We start from the raw sequence: 25,887 nt of genomic DNA, 5'->3' as shown, positions 1-25,887 counted from the left end.
ATTTCGGGCAATGTAAACCGGCAACTTTGCTTTACACAAATAAAAAACATCACATCATGAATACAAACAATGAATCAAGCGCGGCACTGTCCGCCCAATCTGTGCAAACAGCCAAAGTGCTGCGCACACTTTATTTTACACGTGTAGGATTTTCGGTAGTATGGGTTATTGCCCTTGTTACGTCACTGAAATCTAACCCCTCACTTGCAAACGCACTTTTTATTATTTACCCGTTATGGGATGCTGTAGCTACCTGGTTTGATATCAAAGCGAATCCGCCGGAAGCCTCTAAAACCCCCCAATATGTTAACCTGGCAATCGGCATTGTAACCACCATAGCGATCGCATTGGCCTTACAATCCGGTGTGCCAACTGCAATGATGGTCATTGGTGCCTGGGCTGCAATCACCGGAATCATCCAGCTTATACTGGGCCTAAAGCGACGCAAGATATTCGGCGGTCAATGGCCGATGATCCTAAGCGGCGGACAGTCTGTACTCGCCGGAGGTGTTTTTATTGCTATGGCGCATGACCCTAACCATGGTATTTCCAGCCTTGCGGGATACTCCTTATTTGGTGCATTTTACTTTTTGTTAGCTGCGATCCGATTGGGTAAAACCATTAAAGCCGGCCCGGTTACCGCTTAAAGCCGAAAGGCAAGCTGGCAATCTTCTATCGTTCATCATTTTACTAAATTCTATGAAAATCAACATTCTGGTGATTGGCATGCTCTTTTGCAGCGCCGGCACCTATGCTCAAAACATGTTCAGCATGTCCAGTTTGCACCCGGCCGATACCCTCCGGAGCGAGTCTCACGAACAGGCGCTGCGTTATCCATCACTCCGGCAGGCTTCTGTTACGACCGACTTGTTCGGTTCAGGACATTTTGAGTCAAAATTGAACGGTAAAGATTTCTCCAGCGGAGAAAGCCGCAATGCCCGGATCAGCTCTTTCTTCTCCATACCGATCAGCAGCTGGGACGGTAACGTGATCGGCGCAACCATCTATCATAACCAACAGTTCTTTAATATACGGGAAGCGAACAACCAGCTTGCTGCCCCGCGCGTAAACAAAGGAGACATCTCCAAAAGCACCCTCGGCCTGTCCCTCAACTTTTCAAGGACAGATGCCATTTTTCATACCCCGGTGATCTATTCCGCCGTATTCACCGGATTATCCGACAATCTGAGCTCGGTAAGAAGGTTCAACTTTAACGGCAGCATTAGCTTTCCCCTGACGCACACGCCTGATGAGTACTTCTCGGTAGGGGCGCTGGTACTGATTGACCCCTCTGCTCCCTCTCCGGTGCTGCCTGTAGTCAATTATTTCCGCAAATTGAATAGCAGCGGGCTGCAGCTGATACTTGACTTCCCTCAGGGCGCATCACTGAAACAGGCACTTTCCCGTAAAGCGTGGATCTATGTGGGCACTACTGCTAATACGTATGCATCATTCTTTAAATCTGGCGATCCGGCGTTGCCCGGGCACTTCAGCTACAACACCATTGAGTTTAAAACCGGTCCGGGCTTTGAATACCTGCTTGGACAATATGTTGTCCTGGGGGTCAGCGGTGGCGTTAACAGCATTGCCTCTGCCAGAACCATAGCAAAAGGCAGCAATTATAATGATGCATTTATCAAAACGACGGGTAAATCAGTGCCTTATGGGGAATTCCGGATCTCGCTTTTGTCTTTTTGACAAGCGCAACTCTTAATGGATGGCCAGTGCTTTATTGCTCCTGGCCTTTTTAAACTACATGCAAACTTTTTCATATCGAAGAATTATCCATGAATTATCCTGTAAATGCCACCAATAAACCATTGCGGCATAACACTTGACATTGTTTCTTTGTAGTAGCTAATTATACTTACATAATTCAGTAAGAGACATACTTATGAAAACAGTACTAATCACCGGCGCAAACAAAGGAATTGGTTTTGAAACCGCCAGGCAACTGGCAAAACTTAACTATTTTGTATATTTAGGCAGCAGGAATAAAGAGCACGGACTTGAAGCTGTTCAGAAATTGAACAATCTGGGTATAACTAACGTGGAAACTATTGTAATTGATGTAACCGATTTTAAATCTGTTCGTCAGGCCAGGCATGAATTGGAGGCTAAAATAAGTTCCTTAGATATTTTGATAAATAATGCCGGTATTGCTGGCGACCAACCGCAAACCCTGGCTATCGGAAACATAGAAAACCTGCGCAGGATCTTCGACACGAATTTTTTTGGTGCAATACAAACCTCGCAGGAATTTCTGCCATTGCTCAGAAAAGCAGGCCAGGCAGCTATCATCAATGTTTCCAGCGAGATTGGATCTCTCGCCGTACACACCGCGCCCGAAAGAAACCCCAACCGTGCGAATTACCATGCCTATGGTACATCTAAAACAGCGTTAAATGCCTTTACCGTTATGTTGGCCAATGAACTTCGTGATACCGGTATCAGCGTTAACAGTGTTACGCCGGGGTATACCGCTTCCGACCTCAACCAGTTTCAGGGTACAAAAACCGCGGAGCAAGGTGCAATGCCCATCGTGCAACTGGCAACGCAAGCGCATCCGGGAACTACGGCAAGGTTTTTCCAGGAAGGCGGCGAGTTTCCCTGGTAACTATTGATAACCCAACTATTGAGCTATTTGGCAGGAGGACAACATCGCGTATGATACACGTAGTATTGTACCCGGAAGATTTTAAAATATACAAAAGATATTTATCTGACAGTTATGAGAATAGTCACGCTTGAAGAACATATTTCCTTGCCGGAAATGGCTGATCAAATACCAAAAGAAGCTTTGGGCGGTTTTGGCCGGTCTGAGCGGATGCAGCAACTTATCCCAAAACTGGCCGATATTACGGGTGAGCGTTTAAAATCAATGGATGACAATGGCATTACCATACAGGTATTGTCTGTGGATAGTTCAGGCGCAAACTTGTTAAGTCCTTATGAAGGCCCGGCTTTTGCCAGGCAATACAATCACCTGATTGCCGAAAAGATTGCAGGTTTTGAGGGTCGGTTCACTGCTTTTGCCCATCTGCCAATGACGGCACCAGTTGCCGCAGCTGACGAATTGGAACGTTCAGTAAAAGAATATAATTTTCGCGGTGCGATGATCCGGGGACTAACAAAGGACAAGTTTTTAGATCAGCCTGAATTTGCACCAATATTTGAACGCGCGCAGAAACTGGATGTGCCTGTTTACCTGCATCCGGGCCTACCGCCAAAACAGGTTGCAGATATTTACTATAGCGGGTTGCCGAATCATTCAGGAATGTCAGAAGCATTGGCCTGTTACGGCTGGGGATGGCATTCAGAAACCGCGCTGCACGTTTTGCGCCTACTTTATGCGGGCATCTTTGATAAATATCCTAAACTAAACCTCATCATCGGCCATATGGGCGAAATGCTGCCAATGATGATGGCCAGGTCTGAGCGGGCGTTTAAACCCGGAAGCGGGGGCGCCAACCAGCGTACATTAACAGAAACATTTCATCAGCAGGTTCATATTACTACCAGCGGTTTTTTTACACAGCCCCCATTAAAAGTTGCTTTAGATACTTTCGGCATCGATAACATCCTGTTTTCAGTCGACTACCCATTCAGTACGAATGAAATGGGCATTGAATTTTTGAATGCGATTGAACTTCCCGATGAAAAAATTGCAAAGATCGCTCACGGGAATGCAGATAAACTGCTGAATTTAATGATATAAGGGTAATTTTGTGATGATGAATAATATCCCGGTCGATCTTCTGCAGAATAAGACAAGCGCAGGGCTGCAAATCAAAGTTTTCCGGCCCGGTTACGACCAGCAAAACAACACGAAAAACTTCGATGCTCACCGTGATGATCATTATATTTTTTTCCTGCTCACCGCTGGTTCAGGGGCCTTAAAGGTCGACTTCCAGGACATCACACTTGTTGCCCGGCAACTTTACTATGTATTGCCGTCACAAGTACATTCCCTGATAAAAACCGGTCAGGCCGAGGGATGGTTTCTTGCAATAGACACCTCATTAATTGCGCCTGATATCCGGGATGTTTTTGAGTGCAGGCTTAATTTACAGTTGCCCCGCACGCTTACGGATGACGAATTAGTGCAATATTCAAACCTGCTCAACCTCCTTCGTTGTGAATTTAATGAACGGCAGGCCGACACGTATTTCCTGCCAATTGTCCATGCCCTTGGGCAAGCATTTTTGGCCATGGCAGCCAGCACCTACAATTATTCAGAAGAACCAAAAAACAATCATACGCGAGCTGCAGAACTTGCCCGGCAGTTTAAGGAACTGCTTAAAACAGGTGTGCTCACAATAAAAAGCCCGTCGGTTTATGCTTCAAAACTTAACGTTACTCCAGGCTATTTGAATGAAGCGGTAAAAAAGGTTACCGGTTCAACGGTGAGCTATTGGATTCAGCAGGAAACATTCAATGAAGCCAGGCGCTTATTATATTATAGCGATATGGATGTAAAGGAAGTTGCTCATAAATTAGGTTATAGTGATTACTCCTATTTTATTCGATCCTTTCGAAAAGCAATGGGTTTGTCGCCTTTAAAATTCAGATCGCTTAATCGTACGTAATCTCCCTGGCCAGGAATTGACCATTATTTACGGTTGATCCATTGACCGGTTTGATATGTGTAGAACCTAAATTTTTAGCTCGTTTACTTAAAGCCATATAATAAATCACTTCCTAAATCTTCGGCGAATAAGGTAATGAAACGATAGCGGGCCTCCATCTACTACCGGTTTAGCTTTGTCACGAGGGCTCTTGCTGCCTCTTTGGCTGCCAGATAGCGTTCTGCATCCAATGCCGCCATGCAGCCTGTTCCGGCTGCTGTTATCGCCTGCCGGTAAATGTGGTCCTGAGCGTCACCGGCGCAGAATACGCCAGGGATGTTAGTAGCAGTTGTTCCGGGTATGGTTTTGATATAGCCGGTTTCATCCATGTCCAGCATTCCCCTGAATATCCCCGTGTTGGGGTGGTGGCCAATGGCAACGAACAAGCCAGTTACCGGGATTTGAAGTTGCTGCTGTGTCCGGTTATTTAACAGGCTTACGCCGGTCACATTCAGGCCATCTCCCAGTACTTCCAGCACTTCCGTATTGTACAAAATCTCAATATTGTGCGTATTCCGCACGCGGTCGATCATTGTTTTTGATGCACGGAACTCTTCGCGGCGGACAAGCATGTAAACTTTATTGACCAGTTTGGCCAGGTAAGTCGCCTCTTCCGCCGCTGTGTCACCACCACCTACAAGGGCAATGTCCTGCCCCCTGAAGAAATAACCGTCGCAGACGGCGCAGCCCGAAACACCAAAGCCATTATATTTTGCCTCGGATTCCAGACCGAGCCACTTTGCAGAGGCACCGGTGGAAATGATGACAGTATCTGCTATAACCGTTTTTTTGTCATCTATGATTACCTGATGGGGATCGTTAACAAAGTTCGCGGCACTTACATAACCGAAGCGAATATCCGTACCAAACCGGATAGCCTGTTCCCGGAAATCTTCCATCATGTCTGGACCGAGTATCCCTTTTGGATAACCGGGAAAATTCTCAACATCTGTGGTTTGGGTGAGTTGCCCACCCGGATTCATTCCGGTATACATTACCGGGTTTAAGCCAGCCCTTGCCGCATAAATTGCAGCGGTATAACCGGCCGGTCCTGACCCAATGATCAGGCACTTAATATGTTCTGTTTCCATGATAAATGAAATTGATTTGATTAAAGCGGCGGCTTTCATCGCCACCGCTTAAAAACCAGGATGCAAATGGTTATTACTGATAATTTACAGTAAGTTCGATCTGCACATTGGCTAATGCTTTGGAGATTAAGCAGTTGTTTTTAGCCTGTAAGGCGATCTCCTGGAATTCTTCCGGTGAAAGGCCCTCGATCGCTGTTGCAGAAAGCTCAAGCTCGATCAAGCTGATAGAACTTGTTGCCATATCCAGTGAAACTGCAGCCGTTGTGTTCAGGTCACCCGGATAAAATTGCTGTTGAGATAATGCGTAGGCGATAGCCATGGTAAAGCAACCTGCGTGTGCTGCCGCAAGTAATTCTTCCGGATTGGTACCTGTGCCATCGGCAAAACGGGTGTTAAACGAATATTGTGTTTGATCAAGTACCTGGCTTTGAGTTGATATTGTGCCATGACCCATTTTAAGGTCCCCCTGCCAAAAGGCTTTTGCTGTTCTTTTCATGATTTTAAACTTTTGTTAGGTCAAAAGTCTGCTTATCGGACGGGTGATTTTTTCACTTAAGTTAACTCCGTCGAAATAAGTTGTCATAAAAATGTTTTATTCAATCAATCAAATAAGTCCGGGGCATGAGGCAAAGTTGCCTGCTGGCTGATGTCGTGATTCAGCCACAATTTAGCGCAGTTTGTTCCACGGATCTGCTGCAACCGGTCTATGGAGGCCACCAACTGAGCTGCATGATTTCGACAGCTTTAAATTGGGCCTGGATACTTTACTGGATATAACAACAAACCGCGCATCCTTAAGCGTAATGCCAAGGACTATGTATCTGAAAATTTTGTGTTGTTGACAGAAAACAAAAAATCCTGTAAACTATTTATTTACAGGATTTTGTTCATTTTTTTATGATATAGGGCGCGGAGAAGGCAGGTATTTGCCATTCACAACATCATGGGGATAGTAAAGCCTGATTATCTTTCAATCTTTTTCTAATCCTGCTTAGCGATGGATTGGTGATGCCAAGAAAGGAAGAAATATGATAAGACGGAATTCGCTCAACGATATTAGGATGTTCCTCCAATAGCCTGAGAAACCTTTTCTCGTGAGAGAAGAATACAAACTCCTCTGTGCGTGACTGTGCGTAGGCAAAAAATGTTTCCGCCAGCAGCCTGCCGAACTTTCCCCAATTCGGATTTCTTTCATACAAACCGTTGAGATCCTGATAGGATATGAAAATGACCTCAGAATCTTCCATTGCTTCGATAAAATACCAGCAGGGATTTTGCGAGATAAAGCTTCTGAAGGAAACGACGAACTGGTTTTCTGAAAAAAAGAAAAGATTCTTCTCCTCCACGCCGTTGGGTTCACGGTAATAAATACGGAATATTCCTTTGACGACCAGGCCGAGGTCGTTGCAGACCATGCTTTGCATATTGAAGAAATCCCCTTTAGCAATCTTACGCGGCTTCCAAAATGCCTGGCTTTCGGCAATATCCTGGTCCGTTAATGCTGCAAAGTTTCGCAGGTGCCGGGCTAATATTTCATTTTTTTCAATCATCGCAGAATGTTTTAAAGTTCAATAAATGGACACAGTTACCGTTGTAAAACGGTCAAACAGGTCAAATTTCGGTGTTGGTAACCGGCGGGATTTTAACTTAAGTTAAAATTGACCCTCTTTTTTACGTGTACCTTTGGCATCAAAACTCGCTAAGCTGCCTTTTACATGATCTTCATCAACCGGATCTATTGTTAATGCTACATCATAGCCCTGGGTCGTAAAAGAGATCGTTGCCGTTTTATCCTTTTCATCTACCTGGGTGATCTTTGCGGTTTCCTTACCGGTTGAATCCTGTACCACTCCGCCTAACTTACCGTCTTTTCTTTCGAGAACAAAAGTCAATCTTGCATCACCGTTTGGTGTTCCGAAGACCATCACGTCCCACTTGCCAGGGTAGTAATCTTTCGTTTGCGCCTTTGCACTCACTACAGCGAACAGGCTTAAAAATACCAGAAGAATTGTCTTAAACTTTTTCATGTTGATTTTAATAGTTGATCTTATGTGCTTAGTTAGCAGTTAATACATTTAGTATGTTTCACTAAATGAAGGTAGAAATAATAATTTGTTATTTAGTTAAATTCACTAAATAAATTTTCAAAGCATGATTTTGCCATCTGAAATGTTATTTTTGAACATGCAAACGGAAGAAGAATTTAAGGATTTTATACTTAACGGGCACCTGCATTATATCCCAAATGTATCTATCGACTGTGCAATTTTCGGGTATCATGAGCAGCAGCTCAAATTACTGCTTATCAAACACAGAAATATGGATAGCTGGAGCTTGCCTGGTGGTCATATTAAACGTACCGAAAAGCTGGTGGAAGCTGCTACCCGTAATGTTAAGGTCCGCACCGGGGTTGACAATCTCTTTTTACAGCAATTTAAAACCTTTGGTGATCCCGACCGCATTCAGTTTGACAAGTTTGACAAAAAAAAATGGCTCGAAATTACGGGACTGGTTTCTTGGGAAGGCAACTGGCTTATGAATCAAACCATTACTGTTGGCTTTTACGCCATAACTGATTTTTCGAAAACCATACTTCAAACTGATATTAGTACTGAAGCGTGCGCCTGGTTTGACATTGGCAGCTTACCCCCGTTAGAGTTTGACCATGACGAAATAGTACGGGATGCGCTGCATACCATGCGGCTGCATCTGTATCACTATCCGATTGGTCTAAATATGCTGCCCGAAAAGTTCACACTAAGCGAAATCCATGCGCTGTATGAAACCTTGCTGGGAAAAAAACTGGACATCAGCAATTTCCCTAAGAAGTTAATAGCGCTCAAATTGTTAAAAAAACTGGAGGAAAAGCGAAGTATCGGGGCACACCGTTCACCACATTTGTACAGCTTTGATAAAGAGAAGTATGAATTGGCATTGAAAGAAGGATTAGTATTAAGTTAAAAAGAAAGATGGAGTTGAATTTAACCGTTTGATCTCAGCGGCATGTACATATGATTAGTAAACTGCCTTAACACGAAACTTTGTTGATTTCCATTTTATCGTTTTTCAAAAAGCGTATAATATCGTTCACCGGCAGGGCGTCACCTAAATACTGGTTATAATAAGCATATTTGATACAGCCATCTTCATCGATAAGAAAATCTCCCCCCAACGTATTGGTACGGCCTTCCGGACAGAAATTTTCCTTAAATCTCCGGCGCCCTTCTTCCCCCTTGGCAAATGCGCCTTTGTACATAGAATAAAGTATTTTCAGAGTGCTTTGCTCAATGTCGTATAAGGAATAGAGATCATATTCCGGATTGGCGATCATCCGGGCGTAAAACGACTCACCGTGACTGTAGCGCTGAAGATTTTCGCTGCTGCTTTCATAAACTGCCAGTACCACCAGACCCATCTCACTGAAATAGCAGTCTAATGCCTCAAGTTCGAGAAAACGAAGGTTCGTGAACGGGCATCCTACGTGCCTGTAAAATGTAAGCAGGATCTTTTTTCCTTTTAAATCGCTAACGCGGACGGTGTTTCCCGAAATGTCTTTGGCCTGAAAGTCAGGAGCCAGTTGATTTTCAATTAATGGCATAGTAATCGTTTTCGCAGCCTGCAGGCCTTCGCCCGCCGGCTTAATCAATAGTTCGTTTATTTATTCGTCACTAAGCTCGGGTGATTTGCAATTGTTATTTTTCACTTAAGTTAATCTCGTAGTTATTTTTTGCACAATTTAGTCGCGAAGCCAACGAATTTATTAATAGTAATCTGATGGTGGCCTTTTTAGAAATGTCGTTTGACCGCAACCGTCACGAAAATTCAGGCAAAAGCCTCAAGTCATAAGTCTTGAGGCTTTCATTTGTTTAAAGCTTTCGGCAGCACATCCCGATTTTTATCCTCGGCATATTATTATTTACCGAAGGAAAACTGTACCAAAATACTAAGCAGATTTTTTCCAATATGTATAGCTAATTACGGGAGGAGCCAGCAAATTATCTTCGGCATGTTCGGCTATTTTGTTCACGTTTACCTGCGGATTGATCTTTCGGCCGCGGGCTTTTAGCTCGTTTAAAATATTTCTCCTGGTCTTTGCCACTTCATCTGAAATTATCGTCTTCTTTAAAACCTTTATGCCATCTTCGGGATTGGTTGGTCCGGGAACAAGTTGTGGGTTCGCAAATTTTATATCGTGGCCGTAAGGTTTATGGAAGTATTCTAAATTTTCTAATTCAATTGGACAGATGTTTTTTGGCGCTACCGATTGCGGACTTATCCTGAAACCTACCAGGACATTTTCTATCATTGCATCATCGTCAAAGCCGGTCGCCCGTTTTTCCCATAATGATTTTGGCACATTGCGAAGAATGGCAGTGACATCATACTTACGGGTATCCTGCTCTACTTTGTAACGCAGGTTAATGGTAACTTCATGTATCGATTGAAAGTCATCATTTTCCACATTGACCATTCCGACACCGAATTCGGTATTTCTGCCGTCCAGTTCGTTTTCATTGGTTACATTGTAAGGTACCTCGTTGCCGGCACTGTCCAAAATTTTTATACTGTACTCCTTCGCCGGGTAAATGGTATAACTTTCAAAAGCGGCACGATCACGGGAAACGATCCAGTTAACATCGCTTTTGTCTTCGGGCCTCATCTCCTTAACTAAGCCATCTGTCGGTTTGCTGTAACAATATGGACTGTTTCGTTCAACAGTTTCTCCGTTGGATAACAAAACTGTTTCTTTATTATTTGACGGAGGCAGGAACGATTCTTTAAATTCCTTCCAGCTAATTGCTGCCGGTGCGAGGTTATTTGCTGCGCCGAAGGAGACATCAAAAGAAATGATCCATAGATGAATCCTGGCAATGCCCGAAAAATCAGGCCCCCAAACAGAGAGGTCTGCACCGATGCTTACCGATATGGTTTCGGTTATGGTTGTAAACAGCAGATCGATACTGAAGGTGTAGGAAACGCCGAACGAGACATACATGCGGGCCTTGTAATAATAAGGCTTCCATGCAATCAGAAAATCAGCCCCCATAATAAACCAGGCCTTTAGGTTACCGCTGTTGTAAGTGGCTTCCAGCACACCGCCGGCCATAAGACAGGTTGGTGTTAAGGCAAAATACATAGCCCCCTTTACCAGTATCTCCTTGCTTACCTGCCAGTTGAAGCCGAGTCGCGGAACTTTGGGATAGTGCTCAGGCACCTTAAAATCTGGATGATAACCACCGAGCGTTAGCACAAAATCTCCCTCGTGCTCATTTGGCGCTGTCCACAGGTAAAAGGCAAAACCGCCGGAAAGAACACATTTTTTTGACAATATGTACGAGGCCGGCGTTAGTTTGGCTTCGGCAAAAAACACGCCTTTTTCTGGAAGAATGCGGGCATTAAGCGCCAGTTGTGCATATGCCACAGGCGTTTCGGGTTTTTTATCACGTGTGGCAGCCGGGATAGAGACTTCCGAAACACCTATAACTCCAATTTCGAAATTTGTCCCGAAGAAGACCGACAATAGCGCGTACGATTGCACCAGTTGGAATGATGTAAATTGTATACCGGCAGCCAGCCAGTTTTGCCCTATAGCAACCGGAACGAGCTTTTTTTCCATCAGCACTTTCAGGGCTGCTTTAGGATCGCTGCCGTTAAACGGGCTTTCTTTGCCGGGTACAAAAGCTTGTACCAATGGAAAATCACCTACCGTATCCACTGTAGGTAGTTTCAAATCGCGATTGTAGCCAAAGCCGGCTGCAAGACCGGTAACAAAGAAGCACGGCGGCCCGCCGGGAGCAGGTGAAGTAAGCATCGCAAATACAAACAACGATGTTTCTTTTTCTTTAGTTTTTTCGTTTTCCACAGATGCGTAGGACCCTAATGCCGACATCCGGAAATTTTGAAGACTGATAACTGCGGTGCCGCTATACTCTGTAACATTATCGGCACGGCTTTTCAGAAAACTGCCGCCTATCTCAACCGGGCCGCTTTTATAGTTAACATTTACACCGCTTAACTCAAAAGCAGGCTCGAACTTATCAATAGGATTGCTTACACCCAAAGACAGCATCTCTATTTTAAGCACCGAAAATACCAGTCCTGCATCAATCAATAAGCTCACCCGCTTGTCTTTATAACCAATACCTACCCTGTTAAAATGTACAGGACCGATATTCTTTTGAAGATCACGCCATTTTATGCCATCGTCTCCATCCGTATTGGTTAGTATAAGTGCCGCCTGTTTCTTTTGCGCTGAATTAAATTCATATTCATAGCTGTTATCTGCACCCAAATTCAGATCGATAACCGCATAAACAGCTTTTGCCAGATCTTTTTCCGATTCGGGCAGGGTTGGATACTCTTCATCGTCTTTAGCACTGATAAGCTTGTTAAATGTTTTTATCTCATCTGCTTTAACAGTAGCTGAAACGCCGATAAATCTGAACCCATTCAACCCAACATCCTTGCCGGCAATAGCGGCCAGATCCGTGCCTATAAGCGGTAGTTTTTCAAGTTTTACATCGGCGCTCATGTTAATGCCAAATGCATAGATCCACTTACCATCAGTTTTTTTGGCCACAAATATTGCTTTACCATAATTGGCCGAAACTGCCCGGAATACAAACGCCTGCTGGTCAAAATGATACTGTAAGGCTGCCCTTTTCAGCGCCAGGTCAAAGCCTTCGGGTATAGCAGGTAGCGCCCCCAGGTTGAATACCGAAACAATATCCCCAAATTGAAGCCATCCGCCTGGTTTGTCGGCGCTCCAGCTTGCGGAAAGCGTGTTTTCATCTTCGCCACTGGAGAAATCAAGTTTAAACAACGAAGTTTTGATGATAGCCTCGCCCGACAAAGTTTTTTGATAGCCCTTTCCTGCCTGGGTCATATCGAATTTCATCGATATCAAAAGCGTTTCGTCGTGGCCAACTTTTATTTCACCGTTCACCCCAAAATCAAACGCCTTTGTACCTGTATTAAACCTGGTATGCAGATTCTGCAGGCTAATGCTTTCCACCCATTTCGGTGGGTTTCCCGCTTTAAAATTTTTAGCCAGCCAGGCAATGAATTTCCCCATCGGGATAGGCTGGTCTTTACCTGTTTTCCCGGTAAACTCCCAGCCGTTTTTTTTATCACCGGTCTTATAATTTGCCGTTACATTTACATCAACTGAATCTATTTTCAGCGTTCCAACAAAATCGGCCGTCCGTTTTTTGTTCTTTGACTCATATTTCAGGTCAAAGCTCAGATCGTTAACACTCAGCGCAACGCTCTGTTCGGCATTGATCTCCCATGCGCCGTTAACGTTTATCATGAAAGAATAATCGCTGCTGCTGGCCATGAAATCAAGCTTGTCAACATCCAGCAACTCAGGCACACCTGCAGATTTACCCACAAATTGATCAATAAAGTCCTTTATACTTAATACGGAACCTTTTTTGAGCTGGCCATGTACTTTAAAATCAGGATAATGACCGTCTATGGATAAATCGGCATTTTTTGTAAGCGTTACTTCGCCATCAATGCGAAGGGCCGTTGTGCGTTTCTCCTTATTAAATGGATCTGATATGGTGTATTGCAGAACAATTTCCCCGGCATTAAAAGGATTTTCGTTAACCTTGGCTATCTCCCATTCTTTTTTGCTTTTCAGTTTGAATCCGGCTACCTTAACTTTCTTTTCCTTAATAGCAATCTCCATATAAAGCTTCGCCATATCTACGTAGTCTTCGATATCGAAATTTTTCGGAAGAACGCCCTTTAGGTTAATATCATCTAACAAGCCCTCTATGGCGTTTAGCCCAAGGTTTATTCCCTGCCCTATCCTGGCTTCGAAAATAAGGGACGACGAAAAATTGGTTAGTTTAGCAGCTATTACTATCCCGGCTTCGTCTTTAAGCGGCAGCCGCGTGGACAATTCAATAAACGGTACAACAGATTTGGCCCCCTGTACAGCATCTTCAATGGTATCGCTCGTTATTTTAAACGTGAGTGTAAAGGTGCCCAGCTTGCCGAGACTGACATTTACAATATCGGGCCCCGTAAGATCAAGCGAAACGAACTTTTCGCCATTTTCTTTCAATATCACCGGACCCTTTACATCCTCCTTATCTATGCCCAGGAAATCCCTTATCTGCTCTGGTATTTTGCTGATATCGGTGGTGCCCTCAAACGTTAAACCCGCCGGCCTGCTCTTTTTAGCGTCAGACAATAGATAGAATGTCGGCTTGGTCGCGGCGTCATCCTTAAAAGGAATTTTATCGGCAATGGTTCCGTCAAAGGCAGGTATCGCTTTGTTAAGCTTCCAGCCTTTATCTTCGGCCACCGCCTTCATGTGCAAAGCGGCCTCATTGTTAACCAGGTAAAATTCCGCTTCCACCGCCAGGTTCACAAACGGTTTGGCAATCCCCGTACCTTTCACCGTAATGGTTTCACCCGTTATCGACTCAACCGATGCCGATGACAGCCCGAGAGTTGCCCCGGCAAGGTAGTCGGCACCCAAATCTTTTAGCCTGGGCAGGCCGGTGGTATCCAGTTTAAACGATCCTGCGATTAAGCTGTTTTCAATCAATTGTTTTAGCTCGTTAAAGCTCATAGCATGTTTCGACATGATTTGTAAAATATGATTATACCGGTTTATAAATGGATACAACACTCATATTAAGTTGAGTATTTGGTGTAATTACGTCTGTGGCACCCCACCTGGTACGTTCTGAATAACATTCCTTTGTAACGTAAACATTGTAGCACTCCTTAGTTTCGATAATTGTGGTAACCATTGGATTTCCGGTCGCCGCGCCTGTGGAAACAGGCGTACCCACCGTACCTAATTTCAGGTTGATTACAGTAAGTGTTCTTGTACGATGACTGCCTACAAATAGCAAATCCTCATCTGCTGACAATGTAAGGCATGACGGTGTATTGATGGATGCATAAACGGCTTTGCTCGAACCGTCTTCGGTATTTACTACCACTACTTTATTTTCTTTAATACAAGCCACGTACAAAGTTTTTTCATCATTACTCAGCACCATATCAAATGGTTGTCCGCCAACATCGATCAGTTTTTCGTCAAGGCATTTTTTATCGGTTAGGAATACGGTTATAAAGTTTTGACCTTCGGAAGCTAAATACATCTTATGTTTAGCCGACAGCGGCTTTGGCTCTGTCATGAGAATAGTCTTGTCGTATTTAAGATCTACGTTTGTAAAGGAGATCTGACCTTCCGTTTTGTAATTCGCGCAATGGATACGCTTATCATTATATGAAATATAAAATACCGATGAATTGCTTGCATCAAAACCGATAAGCGTAGGGCCATCCGTTATAAGTTCATTCATTAGTCCGGGCTTTAATTTTGGTAACGGAAGCTTTCCATCACTTTCAAAATAAGTTGCGCGTTGCGGGCCGGAAATTACGCCGGTATTAACATTAATCTCATTTTCACGGGTGGAAGATGTGGAATTGTAGGTTATAAAAAGCTTACTGCCATCGGGCGAAAACCTCATTGGCGTTGCGATATCTTCAGAATCTGGCAGCCTGAAAGGCATAGGAACAATAAGGGCACCTACAATATAATAAACACCCGTTTGGTGTCCTGGGCGTGTACTGTAAAGGGGCAATAACTTTTGTTCTATCGGTTCAAGCGCAAAGCAATCTCTTTTGGTAGAATATGTCCCGACCCTCCCTTTCTTTTCGGCATGAATCGCGTACATCTCATCTCGCCCGCAATGCGCCATTAAATACTTAAAAGTCTTACCCTCATCATTAGGTAAGAAAAGGTTATACAGTAGTGTTCTTGGCCGATCCCCTGGGCTGTCACCCGGGAAATTAAATGGTATAGTTGTAAGATTATCATACGCATATATCTTTATCGTTTTACTTACATTCGGAAGTTCATCACCATAAGAGCGGGCCACCAACTTATACTCACCCGGGCCATCAATTTCAATTTCCCTTTTACTGATATCTAATTCTACATCGCCTTTAAACAGCTTTAACTGACTGGCATCACGCACATTCCATGCAAATGTCACTTTTGTGGCTACACCTTTCTTAATTACATTCGGCGTAGCGGTAAATGAGACAATTTCTGCTATACGCTGTTTTACGCTGGCCGCAACACTTAAACTTGATTTGGAACCGTTTGGGCCATAGGCCGTGGCCTTAAAAGTAGTAACCAGCGCCGTTGGTGGCACAGGCAGCACTTCAAATTCACACTGTGTTAGCTCAATCTTGTGCTCGCCCGGCCCTGGCGCGGTACTTAAAACCACGCGTTCTCTTTCTCGGGTCTCGTAGGTAATTTCAACCATCCTTGCAAGCGATGAATCCCAACAGAGTTTAAGATTTTCGCCAATGTTGATGGTCTCCGTGTCTCTTTGCAGGCTAATCATACCGGGCTTTACCACCGATTTTTTCTCTATCTGAAACCTATAAACGTCATCGGCATAGGCGCCAAAGTTGTTAACCTGCACATACATAAGGCTTACCCCTTGCAGGGCCTGCTCCGGTGTTACTATACCTCGAACATTGAATGAAAAAGTTGTGTACTGGTTTATTGTTTGCGGTTCAGGAATAAGTTCCCAAAAAGGATTGTCGTCATTGTGCCTTACCATCCATTTGGTTTGATTGGCATTGATCTCGATATCGTTACCTTTACTTTGCGTGGTTACCTCGTAAGGATAAGAACCAAACATGAACATCACCCTGATAGTTGGTTTCCTGGTCTCATCGGTAACCTCAGGGATAACGATATCGTCTTCGGCGGTAAGAATCAGTTTGAAACCGTTTTTTATTTTTGCAAATGGATCGTAATTGATATAAATCGGAATTGCTTCGCGATTGGGAGTAATTTCCTGAATTCTGCCGCTTTTAGTGTTATTGCAGGGAAACCCTGTTTGGTTGTTTACCGGATGTATCGGATCGGTAAACCCGGCAACAAGAGGCAGGCGGTCTTTGGTTTTATCCGGATCTTTTATGGTAATCCCCTTTATCATAGAAGGTTCCACATTTTCGTAATCCGGTATATCAGTGGTTTTTATAGAAAAATATCCAGGATCAAATCTTTTACAAATAATATTTTTGATCACAAAACTGAGTTTCTGACCGGGGGCCACTGCTACATCGCCTTTGGGTGTAAGCTTCCATTCCGCATATTTCCCTTTAGGATTTATTTGCAAACCGCATTTCCAGCCTTCAGGCAGGCTGATAATGAAATCCTTTACCGGATCATCATTGTCTTTTTTCAGGAAAGCCATATTAAACTGAATGGTTGATGTTTTTTCGCCAACCTTAAATATTACATCCTCTGTTGATATGTTTTCAAAACTGAAGGTAAGCTGGTTAACATTGGGATCGTCGGTACGGAACAAGTCGTTTTTGTTGTTCTTATTAACCACAATAAAATTTTTCTCGTTAAATATCTTTGCCATGTTTTACTTGCTAAAATTGGTTAATAATAGCCACCCTTCCCGTATTTCCTGCGGTACACCCGTTAATCTGGCCTGGTCATCTACCGGTTGTACCTGCGATTCGGCCCATTCCTCTAATTCTTTATGCAGCCAGGCCCATTCACCCCCGCTTTGGGCAGGCATCGGCATGGCCGGATTGCCCGTATCATAAAGTACCGGGGCGGTCAAAAATGCTATCTGGATATTGTCTAACGCGTCTGCGTATTGTGAAGGCGGGATATCGATAGCCTTTGCGGGCAACACTCCGGTAATGGCATGTACCGATCCGCGCGGATCAAGCAGCAGGGTTACTACTGTTTCGCGCAACGAGTCACGCAGTGCCAGTTCAACATCGCTATCTGTCGACTGGACAACGTGGCCAGACAATGATCTCCCTGCTTCTCTCGCGCGGTAAACCTCATAGTTATCCTCTTTTTTAAAGAAACCCAACAGGCCATCATTGGTATGCGCGCTATTGCCAAGGCGAACCGGGAACTTAACGTTTGTAAATCCGTTCTCAATCCGATCCGGGTACACCCGTGATTGGTCAATCTCTGTTTTAAGGTCGGCCCAGCCGTTGCTGTATGCCGGCCAGCCTTTGATTTGAATGCCTAAAGTCGCCTGCGCAACCGCAATAGGCGAACTCATCAGTACAGCATTACTGCCCGTTTGCTGTTGGCCTGCCGGTTTTATAGCTCTGAAAGCAACATCGTTTGCACGCAGAAAATCGTCAAGGTAAGCGCCGTTACGATCATTGTACAGTGCAAGCATGATGTTTTTCATTTCATTATTTACCTTTTGCCCGTCTTCAGATTTAAAATAATTGGTTAGGGAGATGTCTGATGCGGCGTCTTTTTTCGGGGCGGCCTGCCACAATACATTTTTGCGATCTTCAGAAAGCGTCAGGGTACCTATAGGAGTTCCGTCTGCGTTATAAAACCAAAGACCCGGCTGAAGATGATTGGCCATGATCCAGCCGCATATCGGCGTGGTATCCGGATGCGAGTTGGTTTCCATGTTATCATGCTCGGCAGCAAGCCACCTGAACTGTAACCGGCTTGGCTGCGCTATCCGTGGCGCCAGGTATACAAAATCATCTTTTTTATCCTTGTGCGATTTTAAATTTTCCGCAATGATGACCTTGCCATACGTTTTTATACTTGGCTGAAGCGTATAGCCAAATACATCCACAATGGTGACAGAATCGATTCTCATGTACCCCGCACGGATAGGGTTGTAATAATCAGACGGTTTGGGAGCGCTTTTTGACAGGTTGGCTACAGTATTCCGCACATCTTCATTAGTAAAGTCCTGGTAATCATCATTTACCAAATCTGTAACCTGCAACTGCATCACCTGATCACGCATCACCAAACCATCGTTAAACCCATTGAGCGATTGCGAAAGGACAGAACCCACCTTTTTCAGCTTTTCCTTTATCTCTTCAAGTTTCTCTTTGTCTACCTTGTCTAAAGGCTGCCCATCAATATATTTTTGTATCTGCTCCTGAAAATTTTCTTGGGCATGCGGAGTCAGGAAAATGGAGTTTTTGAAGGTTTGAGTTATTGTTCCAGGCTCGCCCATAAATTCATTATCTGCATACCCAAGTTCAAAATTGCTGGTTATGAAGTCGGGCTCGTAGTTGATATCCTTATCCGAATCCGGCTTAATTTCTGCAACCGGATAATAATTAACTTTCCATGTTAGCAGATAAGGCAGCCACGGATTATTATCCCATTCCACAAAATAAACCAGGGAAGGCACTATACCACTATAGTGCAGGAAACTTTCGGGAGTTACAGAAGCAGAGATCAGGATATACTGTAACCGCTTCAGATCTTTCTCGGCAATGTCTGCTTCGGATACCTTTAAGGCATAACTATCCCCTTCATTTTTATAAAACTTAAGTAAGAAGGCATAATCAGCTGCGCTGATTGTGCCGCTGATTTGATCCATTGTACTTGCGGAAATCAGGGCCGGAACCGCCGGTGTCAGCGATTTATCACGTTCTGCTTTAATGGCTTTTTCAATGCTGCTTTGCGTGTTTATTGCCCCGGCGGCTTTGCAAAGCACACTCATAACCATGGGGTTTACCAGGCAGCTTTCTGTAAATAGCGCATAAATCTGCTCTGCATATTGCAATGGCATATTAAGAGGAAGATGGGGCAAATTTTCTTTACTGAAAACAAGTTCGGTATTGTTACCTACCGCACCTTTTGAAATAATAGCCTTGTTAATCAATTGAGACGAAAGCCGGCATACCAACGATTTATCAGGCATAAAACGACCGTCGCCGCCGTAGCGTTCCGGTGGGGTAATTTCATCGCCATGAAACAGAATCACAGGCTCGGCAGGCTGCCAGTAACGCAATGCAGATGTTGTAACCAGTTGGTAACCCTTAGGCAGTTTCCGCCTGATCTCTTCGGCTTTTTGGTTGACTGATTGCTGATTAGTAGCCTTCGTCTTATTTTCGAGCGCTTTTATTTGCTTCGTAATAAATATCATGATATCACGGGCACTTAACCCATGTGGCGGCGGCGTATCAGGATTTCTGCGCAACACCTGTATATACCGGTACCAATCCATAAAGATCTGCTTACGCGCCGACTCGATCTCATTCAATCCCTGGTCATAGGCAAACTGGCGTTTGTTCAACTCGTTAAGATCTGCACCCATATTTTGGGCCAGACTCTTTAAACTCCGCTGATCATCCTTGTCTTTATCGTCAACTTTGGTTACTTCCCACAATTCGCCGCCTGCTGAGGAATTGTACCCGCTGGTGTGCAGCGCCATGTTAAGCTGCTCAATGCGGTCACCCTCCTGGAGCTTGCTGAGATCTTTTAGTTTGCCCAATTGCAAGGCATTAAGCAACCATTCTACCAATGCAGGATCAGACAGATCACTTACCTTGGCGATAAGGGCCGCAAGCGCCTGCGATGACGTATCCCCTATAGCAATACGCATCTCTTCGCCAAGACCGTTAAAAGCGCTCTTATCCCGGTTCCATTTTACATTACTGATAAGACCGGTAAAAAGCGTATGGGTAACCTGCGGTTTTGTTTCGACCGTACCTGAGGGAACCGACCATTTACACCTGTTTAGTAAACTACCCAGGAAATCAAACCCCGACGAAGTAAGGGCATTGATGACCCGCAGCTGATCCTCAGCGCTGATATCTTTTACTAAAACATACGCGCCATCCTCAATAAATATCTTGTAAAATTGATTGAGGGTGAGTTTATCCTCTTTTGATGCAGCTTCCAATATCCCATCAAAATCAACCTGATTAAATTGCAGCGGCAATTGGTTTACCGGATCGTCGCCTTCGTTATGATACCAGCCAACCACCTGGTATGACAGCATAATGTCATTACCAAGCTTGGCAAGATCCTTATCGATATCAAAAAAACCGAAAATGCTTTTACTGGTGGCATAAGATGCGGAAAATGTGGGCGAACCATAACCCACCGCGCTTAATCCGTTGGCATATTTATCGTTGTTATTCAACGAATCGTTAGCGTTTTGCAAATAATTTGAACGCCATGTTTCATACTCCAGCACGCGGCCCAGGTATCGAAACTGCTGATGATCATCCGGATGTTTGTCCTCATCAGGTTTAAATGGGACTGCCATGCTGGGGCGATCAGGATCCGGGCGGTTCTTTGATACGTAGTTGCTTTCCACAACCCATGATTTTATCTTATTCACCGGCTTTGCCACATTTGACAGATCGGAAAAAATGCGGGTAACCAGCCACCTGTCCGGAGTTTTGGGAAAAGCAATTGCTCCCTCTCCATCCTGCCGGGCGGCACCTTTGGTAAGTCCGTCAGGCAAGGCCCAGTGCAAATGCACGCCTGTATCCATCGGCCTCAAATCGGTGGTCATCACTTCTTTGCTAAGAAATGGCCTTGTTTTACCTCCTGTTTCGGGCAATAGTCTAAAATCATAAGGCTCGGGCTGAAACTTTGGCCCTACATTTTCGGCAACGCACATAGCCTCTATGTTCATCGGAACAACTAAACCAATGCCATCTGCTTCTAATTTTGTTTTCATATTATATCAGCTTTTGCTATAATGAACTTAACTGCCTCTGCACCTGCAACCATTTCGAGTGCAAACTCGGCTGCCGTAAATGAGTCTTGATAACCAATTTTTTCTTTAAGCGTCTCCGCCATAACGGTGACCAGCTTATTTATTTGCACAACACCGCTATCTTTACATGTATAGTCATCGGCTTTTAACGCCGGGGCAACTGCCGTATCTACTTGCGTACCCGCTTTATGGGCTTCCTGTCCGCTTTCCTGCTTATCCACCAGGTAACGAAATGATTTCTCAAGCGAAGCCGGCTTTTTATCTGGATCCTTAGTATCTGGATTCTCAAAGCCGAAATGCATACCCTCCGGTTGTTCGTTTATCCTGATGCTTTTAACTACGCCTTCGTACATGCATAGCAATACATTAGGGCTCAGGTGATCCATACGCAACAACTGGCAGGGGTGCTTTTGTCCGGCATCCGTAAAAGCGGCAACCTGTAACCCTTCCCAATCGCTTATTATACCTGAACGTAAAAGAAACCCGGTGATAATTTCAGGAGTCTTGTTAGGCTCAGCGTTCAATAACCGATGCTCGGTCTCGCTTAAATGGCCTGATAAATGGCCTAACACATTGCCGCGTTCTGCTTTCATAGACCGGCGCGAAAACATATGGAGCCGTGGCAGGAAAGCCTTATCATGAGCATTATCTGACGAGGCCGAACGGCCAATGCTCAAGGCGCCCTCCACCAGGTAATTGAGCCACGTTGTATCGCAGTGAAAGAACCTTATCGATTCCATTGGCAGCATATCAGCGTCGGGTACCAGGTAGTTAAAGGGTACACCATGCAGCAGTTTAAGCCGGCCAAGCCAGTCGGCCAGGTTATGCTCTGTAGTATTTTCCGGATTATTAGAAGCCCTAAGCGGGCGGTTAAGGCTCCAGAGCCTTTTTAGCTCATCCGGGTTATTTAGTGTTTCCAGTAACACCGCTTTATCAATTTTCATCAGAATAGTTGTTTTTATTGGCTATAAATTGTGATAAAATTTTACTTAAACCAGCATTCATCAGGTTTAGCAGATTGGCCTGGGCATTTAATCCTGTCGCCTCTAACAGTTGTTCCTGCGAGTGGGGGCCGGTCTGTTCATCTACTATCTCTTTCAGCGTTTTCCTGATGATCTCCTCTTCAAATTTTGCAATGGCATCGCGTGTATTATCCCATTTCCAATTGTAAAGCGATTGTGCAAAATTGCCATTCTGTAAGGCCAGCAATTGTCCAAGTTGCCAGGCGGCAGCATAAGAAACATCAAACATACCCGTATCGGGGTTGTAAGCCGTACAAGTGTCGGGCCCATTTACAGGCAGATCAATTTTACTTTCCTTCACATCATACGGCACAAACGGCCCATGATACCAGGATACGGTATTAGCGCCCTGCCGGGTATGGTGATTCAAGGGGGCATAGCCCATATTAAAGGCATTGTTTATCGCATTACCTGCATTACCGGGCTCATAATCGGGTTGTAACTGCAACAGGTCGTTATTATGATGCTTATTACCTTTATCATTCAGGTGAAGCAGATAGCCAAAAAAGCTTTGATTACGGCCTTTAGCGTAACGGTCTATAGCGTAAAAGTCCCACTGTTTAAACAGCACCAGTCGCACATGGGTAGTACCGGCTGGCAGGTTGCTTTTCCGGTTTCCATCAGGCAGGCAATCTTCACCGGGCAAATAAGAGGCCCAATTTTCAAAAGATACCAGGTAAGCGGTGCTCTTTGCTCCGGCCCGCGGCAGTCTGTTGCCAATCACCGTTGATATTTTAGGTAATGTTTGCTGATCAGATATTGCCTTCAACCGTTCCAGGTAACGAGCCGACTGTGTATTACTCGGCTGTATTTCCCGTACATGTGCCAACCAGGGCATGTCTTTCTCACAAGGAGCTATTTTATTAAACAGGGCTACAGGTATATCCACAACCAGGCATTTATCGGTATACTTTTCTGTGGTTGGGTCGGGCGTAAATTTAGGATGAAAATAATGCGCCGGCAACGTATCGGCATCTTTATTGGATGTTAACGGAGATTTTACAAGTCCGCTTACCTCAATCTGCGACACTTTAACGGCCACGTCGGTATCAAAAACAGAAAGGATACCCAGCCACGGGGCCTGGTCTGCCGCCGCGAGTAAACCCTGGGCAGATGATGCTGCCGCCGTGCGTTCCCAGGGCAGCGTGGCCCGGTTAAAACAAACATGCGGCAATACCCTTGCATAGTCGCCATGTGCATTTTCAGGCGGAAAAACTGATGTTATAGCCCCAACGGGCAACATAAACCGGGGACCATTTACCGCAAATTGATTTAGGCTTTCATAAGTGGTTTTCGGCACATCACCGTTAGAACTTGAAACGGTTTGATGGACGGTGATACTACCTTTACCGGCATTTAACGGTGGTATCTGGTTTTGCTGAAAGATGATTTTTCCCTTAAGCGGACTCTCATCTGAATAGATCTCTTTAATAAGCATACCTTATGATTTGAATTTGCAGCCTCCTTTTGGGAAACTGTTACATGTTTTAAAAGCAGGACGGCAGATGAAAATGTATAATTACCATCATCAGAAATAATGCATCACCCAGGGCGATATACCGGACAACTGATGTAGCAGCTGCGCCAATTTGACTTTTCCCGCTATCTGATTTTTATCAGGACAACTTGCTTTTTCGCCCGCACACCTAAATCATTCACCAGATTTCCGATGAAAAGATCATCATATTGGTGATGCATTTTCATTACTTAAAGGTCAACGTAAGGGGCATCAAAAAAAAGGGTTAAAACCGCTTATTAAGCGAAGAAAAAAAGGTCAAACAAGCCTTACAAAAGGAGGATTAGCGCTAATAATTAGCTTTTTAAGGGGCGTTGTAATGAAAACCGGAGATATTAACGTTGTGAGTGGGTATTCCTCCTGTAGCCTCCTATTTTTCCAACCTATCCTGAACTTTCTTAAAGTATTCTCTGCAGTAGCAGCTAAATCTTTCAAATCTTGTAAAAAAGAGTTCGAAAATTGTGTATTAAAGGCCAAAAACCGCGTTTAAATACATTAAACACGGTTTTTCATTTTGCGTAAATTTTCGATATTGCGCTTCCATACAATAGAGGCACTTTTTGAGTTCGAACCCCTCCGGGTCACTTAAGGAAACACCAGATACTGTTTGTTTCCTTTTTTCTATACCTAAAACAAGGTATACTCAGTTACACCCATCTGATAACGTTAGCTATCTTTTTTGGAGTCGACTTTTAGTGAAGTTATTTGTAGCCGCCGCTCTTTTGTCCGAATCAGCGTAGTAGTAGACCTCCATCAATTTTGCCTCAATGTAGCGTCACATGATCTGCTCAACCCATTGACTTCGCCAGGCCGGCGCCTCAAAGGGATCTGCGAAATACTGTATCTCGTGCACAACCTTACCGTTGCGGAACTCCATAATGCTCACGGTATATGCTGGTTGCCCCTGATAGGTGATTGTGTATTCTGTGATCCAGAGATTACCTTTTCCCAGAATCCGCTTTACATTGAAGCCTGACGGCTTACCTGGATGATGACTCCGCAAGGCCTGCAAATTGCTTCGTCCGACAATTCGTTCGCCTGACTGGGGATAATCACATATAACATTGTCATCATAAATATCATGTTCCGCGTTTACATCACCGACTGCCGACGCGTGCCAATGCGCATTCAGGGTTTCGCGTATTTGTTCTTCTTCCATGGGCCGCTCCTAATGTTTGATTTTTCCGTTTAAATTACTTTTGGGATGAAACCCGGTACGCCAGTATTCACTACTTGATTGAATCTCTGCCTGGTCTGAATGCGACTGATTTCATCAAACGCGTCTTTTGGCAGAGGAGCGATATCGAAATTCTCTCGCGCACGGGCCGCAGTCCTGGCCGTGGTAAGCAAAGCCGTGCCACGCTGCACCGCCCAGGCCAACAGCACCTGTGCGGGCGTCTTTCCAACTCGTGCGGCAATGGCCAAAACAACTGGATCTTCGAGCGGCCCCGGCTTTATTCCGTGACCCAATGGCGCAAAAGCCAAAAGTACAATACCCTTCTCCTTGCAAAATTCCAGAAGCTCCGTTTCCGGCAGATATGGATGTGCTTCCACCTGGATCACAGCTGGCTTTATTCTCGCCGCTTCATAGAGGGGCAACAGTTCGTTTAAACCGATGTCAGACAGTCCGATAGCCCGGCATTTGCCACCGTCCACGAGTCTCTCCATTGCCCGCCAGGTGTCGAGCAAAGTAACGCCGCGGTCGTAAATGACATTGCCGTTTTGATCCCGTGGGTCCTGCTCATCCCCTGGTTGAAATGCAAATGGAGTGTGAATGAGATAGAGATCCAGATAGCTGAGCCGTAGCCTCTTTAAACTCGCCTCGAATGCCGGTTCAACACGCTCAGGCCGATGATTGGTGTTCCACAACTTCGTGGTAACAAAGATGTCTTCGCGGGCAATACCACCAGCGGCAATTCCTGCCTGCAACGCCTCGCCCACCTCACTTTCGTTTCGATATCGCTCCGCACAATCGAAGTGTCGAAATCCAGCTTCCAGCGCGTCCCTGGTAGCACTTATCGTCGCGGCCGCATCGGGAATCAAGGTACCAAACCCCAGGACGGGCATATGAATGGAGTTATTGGTTGTCTGCAT

At 44.8% G+C, this 25,887-nt stretch carries 18 protein-coding genes; 6 read left to right on the top strand and 12 right to left on the bottom strand.

All coding sequences use genetic code 11. From position 1 onward, the window contains the following. The first annotated feature begins 56 nt into the window (after positions 1 to 56). The 5 genes from M2273_RS10985 to M2273_RS10965 all read left to right on the top strand — a co-directional run bounded on the left by M2273_RS10985 (position 57) and on the right by M2273_RS10965 (position 4,589). Positions 57 to 647 (top strand): hypothetical protein, encoded by a 591-nt coding sequence (locus M2273_RS10985; RefSeq protein ID WP_429396679.1) that lies wholly within the window; start codon positions 57 to 59, stop codon positions 645 to 647. Positions 648 to 699: 52 nt separating this feature from the next. Beyond that, positions 700 to 1,698, top strand: coding sequence for a hypothetical protein (locus M2273_RS10980; RefSeq protein ID WP_429396678.1), 999 nt, complete (start codon positions 700 to 702; stop codon positions 1,696 to 1,698). Positions 1,699 to 1,894: 196 nt separating this feature from the next. After that, a complete protein-coding gene (locus M2273_RS10975) occupies positions 1,895 to 2,617 on the top strand; it encodes an SDR family oxidoreductase (RefSeq protein WP_429396676.1) in 723 nt (240 codons plus the stop codon). Between the two features lie 114 nt (positions 2,618 to 2,731). Beyond that, positions 2,732 to 3,718: an amidohydrolase family protein gene (locus tag M2273_RS10970; RefSeq protein ID WP_429396674.1), complete on the top strand. Its 987-nt coding sequence runs from the start codon at positions 2,732 to 2,734 to the stop codon at positions 3,716 to 3,718. Positions 3,719 to 3,731: 13 nt separating this feature from the next. Then, complete coding sequence (locus M2273_RS10965) at positions 3,732 to 4,589, top strand: helix-turn-helix domain-containing protein (protein WP_429396672.1); 858 nt, start codon at positions 3,732 to 3,734, stop codon at positions 4,587 to 4,589. 161 nt (positions 4,590 to 4,750) lie between these two features. On the opposite strand, the gene trxB is transcribed toward M2273_RS10965, so the two are convergent. From trxB to M2273_RS10945, 4 genes are all read right to left on the bottom strand, one after another. Then, a complete protein-coding gene (gene trxB, locus M2273_RS10960) occupies positions 4,751 to 5,758 on the bottom strand; it encodes a thioredoxin-disulfide reductase (RefSeq protein ID WP_429396670.1) in 1,008 nt (335 codons plus the stop codon). A 34-nt stretch (positions 5,759 to 5,792) separates the two neighbouring features. After that, positions 5,793 to 6,215, bottom strand: a complete 423-nt coding sequence (locus M2273_RS10955) for an OsmC family peroxiredoxin (RefSeq protein WP_429396668.1) — start codon at positions 6,213 to 6,215, stop codon at positions 5,793 to 5,795. A gap of 445 nt (positions 6,216 to 6,660) precedes the next feature. After that, positions 6,661 to 7,269, bottom strand: a complete 609-nt coding sequence (locus M2273_RS10950; protein ID WP_429396666.1) for a Crp/Fnr family transcriptional regulator — start codon at positions 7,267 to 7,269, stop codon at positions 6,661 to 6,663. A gap of 102 nt (positions 7,270 to 7,371) precedes the next feature. Then, positions 7,372 to 7,746, bottom strand: coding sequence for a hypothetical protein (locus tag M2273_RS10945; protein WP_429396664.1), 375 nt, complete (start codon positions 7,744 to 7,746; stop codon positions 7,372 to 7,374). Positions 7,747 to 7,903: 157 nt separating this feature from the next. On the opposite strand from M2273_RS10945, the gene M2273_RS10940 reads away from it, so the two are divergent. After that, positions 7,904 to 8,680 (top strand): NUDIX hydrolase, encoded by a 777-nt coding sequence (locus tag M2273_RS10940; RefSeq protein ID WP_429396662.1) that lies wholly within the window; start codon positions 7,904 to 7,906, stop codon positions 8,678 to 8,680. A gap of 67 nt (positions 8,681 to 8,747) precedes the next feature. Here M2273_RS10940 and M2273_RS10935 read toward each other — a convergent pair whose 3' ends face one another. From M2273_RS10935 to M2273_RS10900, 8 genes are all read right to left on the bottom strand, one after another. Then, on the bottom strand, positions 8,748 to 9,365 hold the full coding sequence (locus M2273_RS10935; protein ID WP_429396660.1) for a redoxin domain-containing protein: 618 nt from the start codon (positions 9,363 to 9,365) through the stop codon (positions 8,748 to 8,750). A gap of 297 nt (positions 9,366 to 9,662) precedes the next feature. Continuing rightward, entirely contained in the window at positions 9,663 to 14,324 is a 4,662-nt protein-coding gene (locus M2273_RS10930; RefSeq protein ID WP_429396658.1) for a DUF6603 domain-containing protein, read from the bottom strand. A 16-nt stretch (positions 14,325 to 14,340) separates the two neighbouring features. Beyond that, a complete protein-coding gene (locus tag M2273_RS10925; protein WP_429396656.1) occupies positions 14,341 to 17,145 on the bottom strand; it encodes a YncE family protein in 2,805 nt (934 codons plus the stop codon). Between the two features lie 3 nt (positions 17,146 to 17,148). Further along, positions 17,149 to 21,216: a hypothetical protein gene (locus M2273_RS10920; RefSeq protein WP_429396655.1), complete on the bottom strand. Its 4,068-nt coding sequence runs from the start codon at positions 21,214 to 21,216 to the stop codon at positions 17,149 to 17,151. Next, the gene (locus M2273_RS10915; protein ID WP_429396653.1) at positions 21,213 to 22,199 is read right to left on the bottom strand and encodes a hypothetical protein; all 987 of its coding nucleotides are present in this window, start codon (positions 22,197 to 22,199) and stop codon (positions 21,213 to 21,215) included. Before M2273_RS10915 ends, M2273_RS10920 begins: the two co-directional genes overlap by 4 nt. Further along, positions 22,189 to 23,715: a hypothetical protein gene (locus tag M2273_RS10910; RefSeq protein WP_429396651.1), complete on the bottom strand. Its 1,527-nt coding sequence runs from the start codon at positions 23,713 to 23,715 to the stop codon at positions 22,189 to 22,191. The genes M2273_RS10915 and M2273_RS10910 overlap by 11 nt, the downstream gene beginning before the upstream one ends. Before the next feature lie 853 nt (positions 23,716 to 24,568). Continuing rightward, complete coding sequence (locus M2273_RS10905) at positions 24,569 to 24,952, bottom strand: nuclear transport factor 2 family protein (RefSeq protein ID WP_429396649.1); 384 nt, start codon at positions 24,950 to 24,952, stop codon at positions 24,569 to 24,571. A gap of 29 nt (positions 24,953 to 24,981) precedes the next feature. Continuing rightward, a complete protein-coding gene (locus tag M2273_RS10900; RefSeq protein WP_429396648.1) occupies positions 24,982 to 25,887 on the bottom strand; it encodes an aldo/keto reductase in 906 nt (301 codons plus the stop codon).

This window comes from Mucilaginibacter lappiensis, assembly GCF_050433765.1.
In the GTDB taxonomy this organism is placed as follows: domain Bacteria; phylum Bacteroidota; class Bacteroidia; order Sphingobacteriales; family Sphingobacteriaceae; genus Mucilaginibacter; species Mucilaginibacter lappiensis_A.
Note: the sequence above shows the minus strand (reverse complement) of the source record. Positions and strands in the feature narration are given on the sequence as shown.